At 43.0% G+C, this 15177-nt stretch carries 18 protein-coding genes; all 18 read left to right on the top strand.

Translation table 11 applies throughout. From position 1 onward, the window contains the following. Positions 1-55 precede the first annotated feature (55 nt). The 18 genes from ACN0WX_RS14480 (at position 56) to ACN0WX_RS14395 (ending at position 15112) form a co-directional block, all read left to right on the top strand. The gene (locus ACN0WX_RS14480) at positions 56-277 is read left to right on the top strand and encodes a hypothetical protein (protein ID WP_417623057.1); all 222 of its coding nucleotides are present in this window, start codon (positions 56-58) and stop codon (positions 275-277) included. Positions 278-390: 113 nt separating this feature from the next. Further along, complete coding sequence (locus ACN0WX_RS14475) at positions 391-546, top strand: hypothetical protein (RefSeq protein WP_417623056.1); 156 nt, start codon at positions 391-393, stop codon at positions 544-546. A 337-nt stretch (positions 547-883) separates the two neighbouring features. Beyond that, entirely contained in the window at positions 884-1258 is a 375-nt protein-coding gene (locus tag ACN0WX_RS14470) for a LexA family protein (protein ID WP_417623055.1), read from the top strand. Between the two features lie 291 nt (positions 1259-1549). After that, complete coding sequence (locus ACN0WX_RS14465) at positions 1550-2041, top strand: lysozyme (protein WP_417623054.1); 492 nt, start codon at positions 1550-1552, stop codon at positions 2039-2041. After that, on the top strand, positions 2016-2501 hold the full coding sequence (locus ACN0WX_RS14460; protein ID WP_417623053.1) for a hypothetical protein: 486 nt from the start codon (positions 2016-2018) through the stop codon (positions 2499-2501). The genes ACN0WX_RS14465 and ACN0WX_RS14460 overlap by 26 nt, the downstream gene beginning before the upstream one ends. Before the next feature lie 80 nt (positions 2502-2581). Then, a complete protein-coding gene (locus tag ACN0WX_RS14455; RefSeq protein ID WP_417623052.1) occupies positions 2582-2899 on the top strand; it encodes an HP1 family phage holin in 318 nt (105 codons plus the stop codon). Continuing rightward, positions 2899-3621 carry a hypothetical protein gene (locus tag ACN0WX_RS14450; RefSeq protein ID WP_250660227.1) on the top strand — a complete coding sequence of 241 codons (723 nt, stop codon included), beginning with the start codon at positions 2899-2901 and terminating at the stop codon, positions 3619-3621. Before ACN0WX_RS14455 ends, ACN0WX_RS14450 begins: the two co-directional genes overlap by 1 nt. Further along, positions 3621-5354, top strand: a complete 1734-nt coding sequence (locus ACN0WX_RS14445; protein ID WP_417623051.1) for a hypothetical protein — start codon at positions 3621-3623, stop codon at positions 5352-5354. Before ACN0WX_RS14450 ends, ACN0WX_RS14445 begins: the two co-directional genes overlap by 1 nt. Positions 5355-5357: 3 nt before the next feature. Further along, on the top strand, positions 5358-7451 hold the full coding sequence (locus tag ACN0WX_RS14440; protein ID WP_417623050.1) for a hypothetical protein: 2094 nt from the start codon (positions 5358-5360) through the stop codon (positions 7449-7451). A 2-nt stretch (positions 7452-7453) separates the two neighbouring features. Continuing rightward, positions 7454-7900, top strand: a complete 447-nt coding sequence (locus ACN0WX_RS14435; RefSeq protein WP_417623049.1) for a RyR domain-containing protein — start codon at positions 7454-7456, stop codon at positions 7898-7900. Between the two features lie 305 nt (positions 7901-8205). Continuing rightward, on the top strand, positions 8206-9222 hold the full coding sequence (locus ACN0WX_RS14430) for a hypothetical protein (RefSeq protein ID WP_417623048.1): 1017 nt from the start codon (positions 8206-8208) through the stop codon (positions 9220-9222). A gap of 11 nt (positions 9223-9233) precedes the next feature. After that, a complete protein-coding gene (locus tag ACN0WX_RS14425) occupies positions 9234-10448 on the top strand; it encodes a N4-gp56 family major capsid protein (RefSeq protein ID WP_417623047.1) in 1215 nt (404 codons plus the stop codon). A 57-nt stretch (positions 10449-10505) separates the two neighbouring features. Beyond that, the gene (locus ACN0WX_RS14420; protein WP_417623046.1) at positions 10506-10886 is read left to right on the top strand and encodes a hypothetical protein; all 381 of its coding nucleotides are present in this window, start codon (positions 10506-10508) and stop codon (positions 10884-10886) included. Between the two features lie 79 nt (positions 10887-10965). Continuing rightward, positions 10966-11415, top strand: coding sequence for a hypothetical protein (locus ACN0WX_RS14415; protein ID WP_417623045.1), 450 nt, complete (start codon positions 10966-10968; stop codon positions 11413-11415). A gap of 2 nt (positions 11416-11417) precedes the next feature. Next, on the top strand, positions 11418-11978 hold the full coding sequence (locus tag ACN0WX_RS14410) for a hypothetical protein (RefSeq protein ID WP_417623044.1): 561 nt from the start codon (positions 11418-11420) through the stop codon (positions 11976-11978). Beyond that, complete coding sequence (locus tag ACN0WX_RS14405) at positions 11978-12631, top strand: DUF6682 family protein (RefSeq protein ID WP_417623043.1); 654 nt, start codon at positions 11978-11980, stop codon at positions 12629-12631. Before ACN0WX_RS14410 ends, ACN0WX_RS14405 begins: the two co-directional genes overlap by 1 nt. A 1-nt stretch (position 12632) precedes the next feature. Then, positions 12633-14408, top strand: a complete 1776-nt coding sequence (locus ACN0WX_RS14400) for a phage head spike fiber domain-containing protein (protein WP_417623042.1) — start codon at positions 12633-12635, stop codon at positions 14406-14408. After that, positions 14405-15112 carry a DUF4376 domain-containing protein gene (locus tag ACN0WX_RS14395; protein ID WP_417623041.1) on the top strand — a complete coding sequence of 236 codons (708 nt, stop codon included), beginning with the start codon at positions 14405-14407 and terminating at the stop codon, positions 15110-15112. The genes ACN0WX_RS14400 and ACN0WX_RS14395 overlap by 4 nt, the downstream gene beginning before the upstream one ends. The last annotated feature ends 65 nt before the right edge of the window (positions 15113-15177 follow it).

Genomic DNA, 15177 nt, shown 5'->3' with positions numbered 1-15177 from the left:
TATCTTCATTAGGGTTAAATGGCTCTTAATAGCATTCAGGTCAAGAGGGATAAGCATGAGCAATATAATTTTAAGTAACGAAGAGCTTAAGGCGATAAAAGACAAACTCCCTAAGCATTGGACTGATGAACAACCTGACTTTTACGAGGTAGATTACGAACCGAATCAATTAGAGCCATTTAACCCTAATGAAGATATATCTAAGCTAGCTATAACTAGGTTAACTTTTAAAAGGGTAATGACAGGGCCGCACACTTTTAAGTGGGAGTTAGTATGACAGAAGCAAAGCTAGTAGATGAATACGGCATTTTACATATTTTGAAACGACATAACGCTGAATCGGCACTATCAGAAATTGAAGCAGTGCTTGATGCGTTCTGCAATTAGTATATGAGTGATCATGCTGAAATAAGAAGATCAGCATTTGCAGAAATGGTTTGCCATCTAAAAGTAGCAGTCATTGAAAGTAAAGGCGATAACTCTGTGTTAAGCACCAAGATAAAAGAGCTCATTATTCAGCTAGACGAAGATATAGATCAAAAATAACGGTCTATCTATTAATCTGAAAACGAAAACCGACCAATTGACCACCAAAAAGACCGATTTAGCGCGATAATTTAATGTTTTCGCGCTTTTTTTGGTCTATTCGGCAGTAAAAATAAATGTACCGACCTTGTTTAAGCTGTTGATTTTTATAAGCTAACAAGTTGAAACGGTCTATTTTTAGAGATGGGATCAGGGAAAATTTGATCTTTTAACTCCTTTGATCCATTTTATTTTATATTTTCCGTGTGATTTCAGAACGCTTTGATGTAAGTTTAGGTGACTGCTAAACATCTAAATTTGTAGCAAAGTGAATTAAACAAGCTTGATTTGTTGGATAATGATGGAAAGTAACTTTAACAAAGCTAATAACTACGTAGATTTGCCTAACGGCGTAGGCGGTTTAATAGAAAAGAACAAAGATGCAACCTTTTACGGAATAGCAAGCGGCCGATCTATGGAAGGGGTAGGCATTTTTGATGGAGACTTGTTAGTAATTGAGCGCGGTTTAACAGTAAAACAAGGCGATGTTATCGTGGCCGCGCTTAATGGGCTGTTTGTATGTAAAATTGCAGACTTGAAAAACAATCTGTTGCTATCTGCCAATGACGAATACGGACCTGTCAAAATAACAGAATATGACGATTATCAATTTGAGGGTGTTGTAATTAGCTCAGTGAGAATGCATCGAGGAAGTGTTGCAGATACTGTTTAAGGGAAGCTATGTTATTTAAAGTTGAAATAATGAATGAAAATACTGGCCGTTTACAGACTGTTGAGTTTGAATTTTTATTGTGTGACTGGGGAATGGGTGGGACTGGCTCAATTTGGGACAGCAAAACTACAAGCCATGGATAACTTGCAAACCCCCCAATCCTGATATAGTATTTTCCATGTTGAAGAAATCCGCTTAGTTTATGACTGAGCGGATTTTTTTGCTTAAAATGTGTTGTTCCGTTTTGCCCGATCATTTGGTCGGGCTTTTTTGTGGGCGAAAGGTTGAGTGATGAAAGCTAGCAAACTAACAGCGCTGGGTTTAACTGCGGTTCTTGCGGCAGCTGGTGTAACAGTTGCTACATTTGAGGGCCAAGAGTTAACCGGCTATGTTGATCCTGTTGGCATTGCAACCACTTGTTACGGACACACACAAACAGCAGTCGTTGGCAAAGAGTACACAGAGGACGAGTGTTTAAATTTACTCGCAGGTGACTTAGCTAAGCACAACTCGCAGTTAATGAGCGTGGTAAACGTAAATCTGAGCCAAGGTGAGCACATTGCTTACTTGTCATTTCATTACAATATTGGTCCTGGCAATTTCCGAAGCAGCACATTGCTAAGCAAGCTAAATCGCGGTGATCGCATTGGCGCTTGTAATGAGTTGGCGCGATGGATTTATGCCAAAGGTCAAAAGTTACCAGGCTTAATCACTCGCAGAGAAAAAGAGCGCGCAATGTGCCTGGATGGAGTTACTAATGTTAAAACTGTTCAGCAGCATTGAAAGGGTGACTATCGTCGCTCTATTAGCGGCACTCGCTTACGCAACATATCAGATTGTTATTATTGAAAGCGAATTAAAAGAAGCAAACAAAAAAATAACAACAAAAAGCCTAGAGATAGACAATCTCACGATGCAAGCCGAGTTTTTAGCTCAAAGCGTCAAACTTACCGAAAAACAAAATGCCAAGTTGATAAGCGAGCGCAATACATTATCGCGCTTAAATAATGCTTATCAGTTGGAAGTAAGCTCTTTAACTAGCAGCTTGCACAAAACTCAAACTGAAATTAACAAACTACGAGAGTCGAGCGATGAAGCAATTAAAACATGGGCTAATGATAGCGTTCCTTGTGATGCTGTTCGCTTGCTCAAGTACGCAAGAGCCAGTGAGTGTGACAAGGACGGTGGTACAGACAGAGTACGTGTACCTAGCACCGCCGGAAGAATATCTATCAAACTGTAGCGTTGACCACAAACAAATAGCAGGTAATGCGACGTTGTTAGCGTATGCACAGTATTTAGAGTATGTCATAGACAAATGCAATGAAAACATTAAACGAATTAAACAATGGGCCAGCGAAGTTAATAATGGATAGATCAACAGCAGCAGCAAGCTACACTGCAAGTATCGGCACTGGTGTCGGCGGTTTATTGTCACTTAACAACATGGCGCTGGCGCTTGGTATTTTATTTACTGTGATTACATTCCTGATGAACTGGCGCTATCAGAGCAAAAAGCACGAGCTTGAGCTTCAAAAGCGCCGTGAAGATGCTGAGTACCACAAGGCACGTATGAGAGAACTAGTGCGTGACGATGAACAAGCGTTAGCTGAGTGCAAGGTAAACAGCGGTGATCAGTAGTGTCAAAATGGTCGGATTTAAACGCATTATTTCAAGATGAGCACGTTAAAACTGGCATATCTGTTACTGAGTTTTGCGAAAAACACGGATTAACGTATAACACGGCACGCAAACACATAAGAGCAAGAGTCGCTGTAGAGCGGAAGCGACAAGCAGACCCAAAGCCAACCAAGCCGAAACAAACGCCAAAAAAACAAAAACGAAAAGTTGCGTCTGGTAAAGATGCGCCAAACTACAGGCATGGCGGTTACACAAAATATTACAAGGACGAGATAAACAATCTAGTCGAAGCGACAACGCTGGATCATGAGCTTGACTTGTGTCGTGCTCGCATACACATGGTTATGCAAGCAGTTGATGGCATAAATAAGACGCTCGACGATCCTGATTTAGACGATCCTGACTTAAAAGTCCGCATGTATGAGTCTCTTTTTAAAGCAGAACAAGCGCTAGATAAAAATGTAGGCCGTGTTGAGTCGATTGTTAGAACGCTATCAGCGCTGGAAACTGATTCACTAACGCGCGGCAAGCTAGTTGTTGAAACTGCGAGAATATCACAGCAAACAAAAGCGCTTGTTAATGCTACCAAGCGTGGCAAGCATCAAGCAGAAATTGCAGAGCACGAAGCGACCAAAGCACGTAAAGAAGCGGGCGGAACAAGTAAGCTTGATAACTTCATTGATAGTCGTACTGACGGCTTAGATCAGGTGGTAAGTGAATAATGCAACCAAAGCTTGCTAAATACCCTAAAAGCACCTGGTTAACTGAAGAAGAACGCTTCACCTTAGATGATGTAGAACTCTTAGAGCGTTGTGAGCCTTATTTAGACTGTTGGTGGTGGCGACTAAACAATCTCTACATTATCGCTAACGAAAAGGGCCAAGAGGTTTTATTTCGTTGTCGGCTTGCACAAACCATGTTGTTTATGACGATGTGGTTTTTAAACATCATCTTAAAAGCACGCCAGCTTGGCTTTAGTACAGCTATTCAAGTTTTTATTCTTGATCACGCTATGTTTAACGATAACAGGCAGTGTGGCGTTATTGCTCAAGGTAAAGACGAAGCAAGCGCGATATTTTCATCCAAGATACTTTACCCATACGAACGGCTACCAAGTTGGCTAAAAACAGGTAAGCGCTCGATTAAAAGTAAAACGGGCACTGGCATCTGGTTTAACAATGATAGCTGGGTACGTGTCGCGGTATCGTTTCGCTCCGGTACGCTTCAGGTGTTACACGTATCAGAATACGGCAAGATATGTGCTCAATACCCATTACGGGCAGAGGAAGTTAAAAGCGGCTCATTTAACGCTGTGCACGATGGCTCATTGATATTCGTTGAGTCTACAGCAGAGGGTGCAGCAGGTAACTTTTTCGATATGTCATGCGAGGCAATGGAGTTGCTTGAGTCGGGCATTGCGTTAACCAGGCAAAATTTTAAGTTTCATTTTTTCCCATGGTTTGAAGATCCAAAATATATCGCACCTGTACCAACCGGCGGCTTAAAGCTAACAAAATCACAAGATAAGTATTTTGCATCCGTCGAGCTCGCTAACGGTATTACGCTAAGCGACGAGCAAAAAAGCTGGTATATCGGCAAGGAGCGCACGATGAAAGACAAAATGAAGCAAGAGTTCCCATCTACGCCAATGGAAGCGTTTTTGACTTCAGGCCGCAAAGTATTTGCTAGTGATGACTTAATGCGTGTTGAAGGTCGTTGCAAAAAGCCTCTTATTGTTTATGAGATTGAGCCCTATACAGGCAAGCTCAAAAAGATGAATGGCAAAGTGGACCTATCATCTAAAGCAGCTGACAAGCTAGCACAATCAACATTAGGTTACTTGCTCGTTTGGGAACTGCCAGACGATGACGAAGAATATGCGATCGGAAGCGATGTTGCAGAAGGACTTGAACATGGCGATCGCAGCTCATTAGATGTATGCGCAAAATCAGACGGCCGACAAGTGGCGCACTGGTTTGGTCATATAGATCCTAAGCGCTTTGCTCATATCAACAAACATATTGGCCTGATGTATAACAAGGCATTCATTGGTATTGAGCGAAACAACCACGGTCACGCAACACTTCAAGAGTTAGTTGAAATTTACCCGACTAGCCGGATTTACACGGAAGAACATATAGATCGTGAAGATACGGACGAAGAAACTAAAAAAGTAGGCTGGCATACCAGCGCACAATCAAAGCCAATACTCACAAGTGGCCTAGATGAACTACTTACTCACGACAAAGACGGCATTGTTTGGCGAGGAACAGCCAACGAACTAAACACCTTTGTTTACGATAAAAAAGGACGAATGGGCGCGCAACCAGGCGGATTTGATGACCAAGTTATGAGTTACATGATTGCGCAAGAAATGCTGGTACGCATGCCTAAGAAACTTGTTAAAGATAACAAGCCCGCACCACACAACCCTAATCATTGGATGGCAGTATAATTAATGGCTGATTACGCGAAAACAAAAGACGGCTTTACGCTTGATAAGCTTTTGTCGATCCTTGGCGATATTGACTCACAACCGGACTGGCGAACACCTGCTACTAAAGCGTGCGCGTACTATGACGGTGATCAACTAAGCTCGGCAGTAAAAGATGTATTGCGCAAGCGAAACCAGCCAGACATTGTTCACAACATGATTGGTCCAACTATTGACGGTGTACTTGGGCTTGAAGCGCGATCACGTTCTGACTTGATGGTTTCAGCTGATGACGAGCAAGGCGAAGAACTAGCAAAAGCGCTTAATGAGAAGTTTAAAGACTATTGGCGTTTGGCGAATGGCGATCGTGCTTGTTCTGATGCGTATGCAAGCCAATTAAAAGCGGGCATTGGTTGGGTAGAAGTAACAAAGAACCCTATTCCTTTTGCTGCGCCATATCGTATTAAGTTTATTCATCGTCGTGAGGTTTGGTGGGACTTTCATTCAGTTGAAGCAGATAGGAGCGATGCACGCTGGATCATGCGTCGCAAATGGCTTGATTTAGACGAAGCGATTGCAACATTCCCTGAGCACAAAGAGATATTAAAGCACTCTGTTAATCATTGGGAAGATTTTTTACGCACGCTAGACGAAGAACACACTGAAAGCCACGACTTACAATCAGCATGGAGTGATGCGCAAGGGTGGAACAGAGCGACAAGCGAATGGTTAGATACAACCCGCAAGCGTGTATTGCTGCAAGTTATTTACTACAAAGTATGGAAACGTGCTCACATCATTAGATTGCCTGATGGTCGCGTTATTGAGTTTGATAAAAACAACACAGCGCATGTAGCAGCAGTACAAAGTGGCAAAGTACAGCTTGAATATGCGGCGTTCCCTAATGTACGCGAGGCATGGTTTATTGGTCCACATCGTATTATTGACAGACCAAGCGAAGCACCAGGCGGCATGTTTAACCTTGTTCCATTCATCGGCTACCAAAAAGATGCAAGCGGCGAACCTTACGGTTTAGTTAGTCGCATGATACCTGCGCAAGACGGTATTAATGCGCGAGTAATACGCTTGAATTACTTGTTACAAGCAAGGCGCGTGATTGCTGATGACGATGCAACACAGTTATCAAATAGCCGATTAAAAGAAGAAATCGAAAAGCCAGACGGCCATATACCGCTGAACCCTGATCGTAAAAACAAAGGCAAGGCCAGTGATGCGCTAAGTATTCAAAACGACGTAGGCATAGCAGCGCAACAGTTTAACTTGATGCAGCATGATATGAAGCTGATACAAGATTGTGCTGGCGTGTATAACTCTATGTTGGGCCAAGACAGTAACGCAACAAGTGGTGTAGCTATTGCCAACTTGGTAGAGCAAGGTACAACAACACTTGCTGAAATAAACGATAATTTCCATTACTCACGAAACAAAGTAGGCGAGTTATTACTTGCTTATATCATTGAAGATCTTAAGCCACAGAATAATGTTGAAGTTACTGTCAATCGTGAAGATAAAGCAAAGCGCCGAGCAATTGTGATCAATGAGCCAAACATGGACGGCAAGCGCAACAATGATGTAGCACGCTGGCGCGGTCACATGGCACTGGCACCAGTGAAAGCTACGCCTACATACAGACAGCAGCAGGCTACATTGCTAACTAACACCATTAGCCAGTTACCACCAGAAGCGCAAGCGGCAACTTTACCAATGCTTGTAGAGCTAATGGATCTGCCAAACAAAGAGGAATTTCTTTCAAGCCTACGCCAATCGTTAAACATTCCAAAAGCCAAAGAAGATATGAGCGAGGAAGAATTAGCACAGGCGCAAGCACAAGCAGAAAAGCAACAGGCAGTGGAGCAGCTACAGCAGCAAGAAATTCAGCAGAAAGTACAAAAAATCGTACTTGAAAACAAACAGCTTGAAGCGCGCATCAATGAAATTCAGAAGAAAGCTGAAACTGAGAGCGTGAAAGACGAGAAGATCCAAGCCGAAACGCAAAATATTATTGCTGAGGTACAAAAGAAACGTGCAGAAGTCGCAGCGCTCAAGTCATCTATTCAAACAAACTTACAACAGCAACTAGACGCAATACAGGTTTAACAATGTCAGAAACAGCACAATTAGAAAGCATCGAACATATACCGGCAGAGCATTTAGAGCAGATCACCGCTATTGCGAAAATGTGCCATGAAACGAACCGCGCATATTTGTTAGTTATCCGAGAAAGCGCAAAGCCTTGGGAGCAGCTAGATCAGCAAGATAAAGACAGCACAATAGAGCAAGTGGCTTTTTATATTCTCAATGAGGGGGCTAGCGTATCAGCATGGCATGACGCTTGGACGGCAAAAATGATTGTTGCTGGATGGAAGTACGGGCCTAAGCGATCAATTAAAAATAAAACCCATGAATGCTTGAAGCCTTTTCACCATTTACCAGAAAAGCAGCAGGTTAAAGATGCGCTATTTCACAGCGTTGTAAGCCAAGCCATTCACGCAGAGATGAAGGAAGTGGACGATGACATTGAAATTCATCAAGAACTTGTTTCTTAAGTATGCGTTATCAGCATTTAAACCAGCAGACGGTCACAGCAAAGAACTGTTTAAGCCAGAACCGTTAATTCAAAGTGTTAAGCAACGCAAACCAGTGCATGCAATCAGCTGGGGAAGTGTTGATGTGAGGTTACGCAAACCTTACCGGTAATAAATCCAATTAAGTATGTACTACGCAGAAATCAAGCCGCTTTAGGGAAACCCAAGGCGGCTTTTTTGTGCGATGCACAACAACTCGCAAAGGCAGCGTACAGCCTACAACTTTAATTTTCGCAGCTATGTGTCAAATAGTGATGGAGTCATAAGTGGATAATCTCGACGATATTTTAGAAAACGGCACACCAGAAGAAATCGAAGCGGCATTGGCCGAAGTAGATATTGATGGTGATACGCTTTTTGGTGGTGAAGATGGCAGCGAAAAAAGCGAGCCTGTAGTAGACACTAAAGCAGCCGAGCAGGACGAAAGCAAAGCGCAAGCTGAAACAGACGTAAAACCGGAATCGTCAACCGAAGCGAGCGAGCAAAAAGGTGATACGCCAGAGGGCTATGTTGAAATCGACGGCAAGTATTACGTTGAAGCGACTGATGTTAAAAGCAAGAACGGGCAACACAGCTTGCCTTATGATGTTTTAGCGCAGGCGCGTAAACGTGCGGCAGATGCGGAAGCGGAACGCCAGCGATTAGCCGACGAAAAAGCAGAGCTTGAAAGCAAGTACGAAGAAACCAAGCAATTAGCTGAATTACACAGTAGTCAGTTAAAAGATGCGGGTATTGACGCACGCAAATTACCTAAGCAAATGCTTGAAGATCCTGAGCTCATGGAGCGTATCAAAGAGGAATATCCAGAACTAGGCGAAATGGTAAGCGCGCTTGCTGAGCAAGTACGAAGCCACAACGCCAGCCAGCAACAAGCACAAGCGCCAGCAAATGCAGGCAATGAGTTAACAACAGCGTTTGAAAGCTCACAGCATTTAAAGTCTTGGCGCGATAGCGATGCCGATAAGTGGGAAATGGCCCAGGTTATCGACGAAAAACTGGCAAATGACCCATCGTTTAAAAACAAATCAGTAGCAGAGCGCTTTGCAGAAGTAGAAAAGCGCGTGCAATCAGCGTTTGGCGAACAATATAAGCCGAAGCCAAGCGATGTGCCAACTGCTGCAATCCCCAATTCTCCGACTGACTTAGGATCACAAGCAAGCGACTTAAGCGCAAACGCAGGTTTGCTCGATAAGGACGCTGCAACGATGACTGATGAAATGTCAAATATGACAGAAGCGCAGATCGCGGACTTGCTATCCGAAGCGTCGGAATTTCTATATTAGGAAATTAAACAATGAGTACGATCACTAGAGCACAAGCTGCAAAAGCGTTTGGCGCAGCTCTATTCACGCACACCCGCCGTCAAAATACATTTGTAAATATGTTGACCGGTGCCGCTCCACAATCAGCCAAGAAAGATGCCAATCACGGCAAGAAGCAAACCGAAAAAGGCGCGCCAATTGTCATGATCCGTGATTTAGAGTCACAAGCCGGCGATACGGTTGAAATGGATTTATTCCACAACCTTAACGGCCTACCGACAATGGGCGACAAGAAACTGGAAGGCCGAGGCGAAAGCTTAAGCAAGACAGTGTTTGAGTTGCGCATTGATCAAGGCCGTAAGATGGTTGATTCTGGCGGCAAAATGAGCCAGAAGCGTACCAAGCACGACTTGCTAAGCACAGCTAAAACACTTTTAGGTAATTACTACAATGACCTAAAAGACGAAGTGGCAATGTATCACCTGGCAGGTGCGCGTGGCTCTTTCAATCCTAGCGATATTATTGTTCCGCTGGAAGATCACGAAGAATTTAACGAAATCATGGTTAACGACATTCAAGCGCCAACGTATGACCGCCATATCTTTGGTGGTGATGCGTCAACGTTTGAAGGTATCGATTCAGCCGACATTATGACAATTGAAAAGCTGGATGATATTGCGCTGATCTTAGAAGAACAGCAAAACCCAATGAAGCACATTGAGTTTGAAAAAGATGAAATGGCAAACGAGTCTCCTTTCTTCCTCTTGTTCGTAACCCCGCGCCAATGGCGTGACTTATGGGCGAGTGCGACAGAGAAGAAAATGCAAGAGCTTATGGCTCGCGCTATGGCTCGCGGTCGCGGCTTCAATCACCCGGTGTTTAAAGGCGATGTGATCATGTGGCGTAACGTTCTAGTTCGCCAATATCGTAAACCGGTGCGTTTCTATGCAGGTGATACTGTCACTGTTTCAAACAATGACAAGTTAGCGACAACCAAACAAGTAACAGCGGGCACTGACATTGATCGCGCTATTTTACTTGGTGGTCAAGCGCTTGCTAATGCTTACGGTAAAGCTGAGTCTGGTACTCACTTCCACATGAGCACGAAGAAAACAGACCACGACAACGCTAATGAAACGGCAATTGTGTGGATGAATGGTTGTAAGAAGGTGCGCTTTGCTGACCGTAACGGTCGAGTCAATGACTACGGCACAATGGTACTTGATACAGCTGTATCGTTATCTTAATCAACTTTAGCGGACTATGGTCCGCTTTATTTTTAACTTGAATAAGTGAACAAGATCATGAAAGAAACATTTTATAAAGGTGCGCAAGGCAATTTGTCTTTGCATGTAATGACGCTATCACTTGCAGCGTTAGCAGCTGGTTCAACAGTCATCGCAGCAGATCAGCTGCCAATTGGCACGCAAGTAACAGGCGTTCGCGTTATCAATGGCGCGCTTGGCGCAAACACAGAGCTAACCACAAAGCTTGTTGATGCGAAAGGCACGGAAACTGAATTGTCAGTTGTAGATACAGTTGCTGCAGGTACTGATATGACACCTGTTAAGCCTGTTTATATTGGTGATACTGGGCCAAGCGATTTAGTAATCGAAAACACAGGCACAGGTGCCGCAACAGGTGAAGTGATTGTGCAGTTAGAGTACCGATTTAAAGGTTACTAATACACAACTCACATTAAATACAATCACTAAAGACAATTAAAGCCCTGAAATATCAGGGCTTTTTATTAAGGTTATTATCATGGCTGAAAAAATTAGCATTGTTTATATCGGTCCAAAAGCCGAAAAAAAAGACACGGTTTGCGGTACGCGATTAAAGTTCAAACGTTTCGAGCCTGTATCTGTAGAGTCGGATATTGCAAGTCGATTTCTTGATTTTCCCGAAGTGTGGGTAAAAGAGAGTGAAGTTGACGAGATAAAGAAAAAGCTTGAAGCAAAAGCAGAAGCAGAAGAAGAAGCTCGCAAAGCAGCAGAAGAAGCGGCTAAGCGCGCAGAAGCTGACGCAAATATGGTTGTTATTGTTGATGGTGAAGAAGTTGATCTAGGCAAGTACAGCTCTAAACAACTTGATACATTTGTTGTTGCGCATGAGTTAGAAGTAGAAGGCCCTAAAAAGCCAGTAAATGACTATCGCAAAAATGTTCGTGATGCTTTCCGTGCTTTAACAAGCGAAGAAGGTAACGAGGAATAATCATGGCTCAGCTGTTTACCTTGATCCCACTTGTAAGAGAGCGTTGCGGTGGCGTTCTTGAAAAGTTTGCGCTTGATCACCTTAAGCGTGCATATCAAAAGTTTTGTGCAGAGTCTTTGTATTTGGCCCGTTCACAACAATTCAATCAAGGTGACGCTGCAACACTAGCCATTGATGGTGATCATTCGTTTGGCGGCGTTAATTTTGTTTTAGATGCACAGGGCCATGAGCTAGAGCGCGGTATTGATTACAACGTATCAGTTGGTGGTAAAGTTCATTTAACAACAAATACGCCTGCTTTTCGTGTGTTTTATTACATTACACCGCTATTTTCACTGCCTGATGATTTTAACGCAAATGACACGCTTATCAGCAAGTATGCTGATTGCCTTGCCGATGGTGCCGCATCAACACTTATGAAAATGCCTAATACACAATGGACTGATATCAGCTTGTCCGAATACTACAAGCGCAATTTCGTGGACGGTTATCGCCTTGCCTACCGCGAAGCAATCAATGCACTGGACGAGCAACGACCAACTAAACCTAGAGAGTTTTACTAATGGCTATTGTTACATCAAAAGAAATTACTACGCGAGTAAACAAATTACTTAACGATCCGGGCTTTGTTCGCTGGCCTGAAGAAGAGCTGTTGAATTACTTGAATGATGCGCAGCGAGCAATCGTGTTGCGTCGTCCAGATTCATACAGCATTGATATTGATGATTTCGCGTGTGTTGAAGGCACAAAACAAGCGCTACCAGCAGATGCGTTGCGATTAATCGACATTACTCGAAATGCGACAGGCAAGGCTATTCGCGGCCCATATAACCGTCAAGTGCTCGATGATAATCACGAAAATTGGTATGCAGGTACAGACGCGACCGAAGTGCAGCTTTATATCTATGACGAGCGAGTGCCAAAGACGTTTTACGTTTATCCAGGTGTTGCAGCTGGCGTTCTGTTGACATTGGCCTATTCAAAAGCGCCGGCTTCTATTGGGATGACAGCACATAACGCAAGTGAAGTTATAGCGCTCGATGATATTTATGTTAACGCGATCATCGAATGGATTTTATATCGCTCTTACATGAAAGACGCAGAATATGCGGCAGATCCAAACAAGAGCACTATGCACTTACAAGCTTTTGAGAACCAGCTGGGGCAGAAGAATCAAGCTGATAGTGCAATGATGGGTCAGCAGAAGGGGCAGTAATATGACAGCAAGCGCAGGCGCGTGGTATCGCGTTGGAACGGTAAATGTAACAGCCGGTAGTCAATCAGTAACTGGTGTTGGCACAAACTGGCAAAATGATGTTATCTCTATTGCAATTGGAGACATTTTTACACTTGACACTAAAACGTGGTATGAAGTAACGGCAGTAAATAGTGATACAAGCATTACATTGGACCGTGCTTTTGAGGGAAGTACTTTTAGCGGTGAAAATTATGCGATTATCCGCAATACGTCCGGTACTATCCTTACCCGCATAGCTGGTCAAATATCAGTTCAGTTTAACCAAAAGCAATTATTTTTAGATGAATTGAGACAGTGGCTTAATTCAGATGAAGAGTTAAGCAAAATTACTGATAGTCATGGTATATCACATCAAATAAAGACAATAAAAGAAATACAAAATACTTGTGAAAACGCTGCTAATACAGCACTTAACGCTGCTGTGGAGACTAATACAGCAATCGAAACAGCCTTAGGTTTAGCTTCTGATATTTTGCCGCATCACACTCCCGCGCTCTCTGTCACTTTCAATGATGGGATAAGGATTGAGCATGGATATGGCATGCACGATAAGCTTGATATAAGTGCGGCACAAGATGGTAGCTTACTAATAGATATGCCAACAAAATCCGTTGAGTTCAGCCGCTCTTCGGCGGCGTGGAACATTAATAAAAGCGGCATATTAGAAGAATTAGAATTAAACGAACCCGCAATCGGTAGTAACGGTGTCTGGGTGCATGAAAGTTATACCAATTATATAAAAAACTCTACGGCACTTTACACCAAGCCAGGCACCCGAGCTTCTTTAACTCAAAAATCGGGCGGTATTTTATTTGGTTCAAATTGTGCTGAGTTTGTAGAAGACCTTACTGCGGGTGAGCATTTTGTAAACCTTGAAAACGTGTCTGTACCCGTTGGCCAAGAATACAACTTTTCTATTTATATCAAAGCAAATGCTAATAAAGGTTCACGATACTTTACTCTCAGAACACATTCGGGAAATATCAGTCAAACCCAATTCACGGTTGATAGTAATGGCGTTATAGCGTCTTCTCAGGGGGTTGTTGAAAACATTGGTGATGGTTGGTATCGCTGTTCCATTCAGCTCACGTCTACATTAGAGACTCCACCGACCGGAATGCGTCTGCAAATTACAGATAATGCAGGGAATTTAAGTTATACCGGAAATGGGGTGTCATCCTTCATTATTTCGGGCGCACAGGTGACGCAAAAGGATGCCCTGTTACCACTCATTGTTACCGGCGATACAGCAGAAACCGTTGCGGCAACCTCGCATTCGATCCCAATAAAAGGAAATTTGCCCGTAAAGGGCCACTCGTTTACGATAAGTATAAATGCCGAGTTCCGCGATATATCAAGCGCAACAACAGCTCATATTCTCTCCTTCGGGTCTGATACCGACAATGCAGCTATTCTATTTAGAAAAGTAGGCGACCAACTTCAGTTCTATTTTGATAAAAGTGATGGGACAGATCAGAGGCTAACAGATGCGACACCCGAATATGCTATTGGTAGACACTTTTATACACTTACATTTGACGGAACTACCGACACGTTCACCCTTTATTGTGATGGCGTTCTCTTATCTCAGAAAGTTTATCCTGACTATTGCTGGTTTGATCCGGAAAAGACCCTATCATTTGACGGTCGATATAATAACCAAATAAAGAGCTTAAAAATACTTCACTATGCGGCATCGGCTGAAGAAGTACGTTCATGGGGGGCACCAAAATGAAGCTAACACTCACTATTAGAACTGCGACTAAAGACGAGTTAAAAACGTTTTTTCCAAACTTTGAGGGTGAACTTGCGACCAAAGGCTCGCTCGTGTTTGAAGGTAAAACGTACAATTACGAGCTGCTTTGCCGAGATGATATCCGCATACCCACAGGCAATACATTAACTGACGATGACGGGCATTCATATTTGGAGATGCACGCTGTTGAAGGTTGCTTTACAAAAATAATTGTTGATGAAAGTTTTTGTGCACATGAGGTGGTTCCCAAATCATATTGGATAACGACTGACACAAAACCGTCAATATTAGACTTAGATTGGAAAGTGCCAGGTTTAAAAGACCAATGCGAAATTAATTTTTTAGAGGATATAAAGGCAAAAGCACGTAAGTTCATTAATGCTGAGCGTGACAGAATTCACTATGAAGGCATTGAGTATAACGGCTATACATATCAGACGGATGAACAATCAATCAGTGACATCATGGGAGCAATAATCACAGGAACAGACTCGACTTGGTTAACAACGGATAATGTTACAGTTCAGATGACCGCGAGTGAAATGCAGCAACTTGGTAATGCGATAGCTGAAAGAAAGAAACTATTGGTTTATAAAGCGAGAGAATTTAAAGACACCGTAGAAACGTTATCAACACCCTCAGCGATAGATGAATACATTTTTAATTTAGATTGGAGTGCATAATGCGAGTCATATTTTGTAGCAACAATATGCCCTTTAGCTTACTTATTAAACTTGTAACTTGGTCA

Source organism: Parasphingorhabdus sp. (assembly GCF_048269915.1).
Lineage (GTDB): Bacteria > Pseudomonadota > Alphaproteobacteria > Sphingomonadales > Sphingomonadaceae > Parasphingorhabdus.
The sequence above is the reverse complement of the archived record's forward strand: the minus strand, read 5'-3'. Positions and strand labels throughout refer to the sequence as shown.

Coding starts and splice junctions, on each gene's coding strand:
- ACN0WX_RS14480 (WP_417623057.1), top strand. CDS start 56: ATGAGCAATATAATTTTAAGTAACGAAGAGCTTAAGGCGATAAAAGAC.
- ACN0WX_RS14475 (WP_417623056.1), top strand. CDS start 391: ATGAGTGATCATGCTGAAATAAGAAGATCAGCATTTGCAGAAATGGTT.
- ACN0WX_RS14470 (WP_417623055.1), top strand. CDS start 884: ATGATGGAAAGTAACTTTAACAAAGCTAATAACTACGTAGATTTGCCT.
- ACN0WX_RS14465 (WP_417623054.1), top strand. CDS start 1,550: ATGAAAGCTAGCAAACTAACAGCGCTGGGTTTAACTGCGGTTCTTGCG.
- ACN0WX_RS14460 (WP_417623053.1), top strand. CDS start 2,016: ATGTTAAAACTGTTCAGCAGCATTGAAAGGGTGACTATCGTCGCTCTA.
- ACN0WX_RS14455 (WP_417623052.1), top strand. CDS start 2,582: ATGAAAACATTAAACGAATTAAACAATGGGCCAGCGAAGTTAATAATG.
- ACN0WX_RS14445 (WP_417623051.1), top strand. CDS start 3,621: ATGCAACCAAAGCTTGCTAAATACCCTAAAAGCACCTGGTTAACTGAA.
- ACN0WX_RS14440 (WP_417623050.1), top strand. CDS start 5,358: ATGGCTGATTACGCGAAAACAAAAGACGGCTTTACGCTTGATAAGCTT.
- ACN0WX_RS14435 (WP_417623049.1), top strand. CDS start 7,454: ATGTCAGAAACAGCACAATTAGAAAGCATCGAACATATACCGGCAGAG.
- ACN0WX_RS14425 (WP_417623047.1), top strand. CDS start 9,234: ATGAGTACGATCACTAGAGCACAAGCTGCAAAAGCGTTTGGCGCAGCT.
- ACN0WX_RS14420 (WP_417623046.1), top strand. CDS start 10,506: ATGAAAGAAACATTTTATAAAGGTGCGCAAGGCAATTTGTCTTTGCAT.
- ACN0WX_RS14415 (WP_417623045.1), top strand. CDS start 10,966: ATGGCTGAAAAAATTAGCATTGTTTATATCGGTCCAAAAGCCGAAAAA.
- ACN0WX_RS14410 (WP_417623044.1), top strand. CDS start 11,418: ATGGCTCAGCTGTTTACCTTGATCCCACTTGTAAGAGAGCGTTGCGGT.
- ACN0WX_RS14405 (WP_417623043.1), top strand. CDS start 11,978: ATGGCTATTGTTACATCAAAAGAAATTACTACGCGAGTAAACAAATTA.
- ACN0WX_RS14400 (WP_417623042.1), top strand. CDS start 12,633: ATGACAGCAAGCGCAGGCGCGTGGTATCGCGTTGGAACGGTAAATGTA.
- ACN0WX_RS14395 (WP_417623041.1), top strand. CDS start 14,405: ATGAAGCTAACACTCACTATTAGAACTGCGACTAAAGACGAGTTAAAA.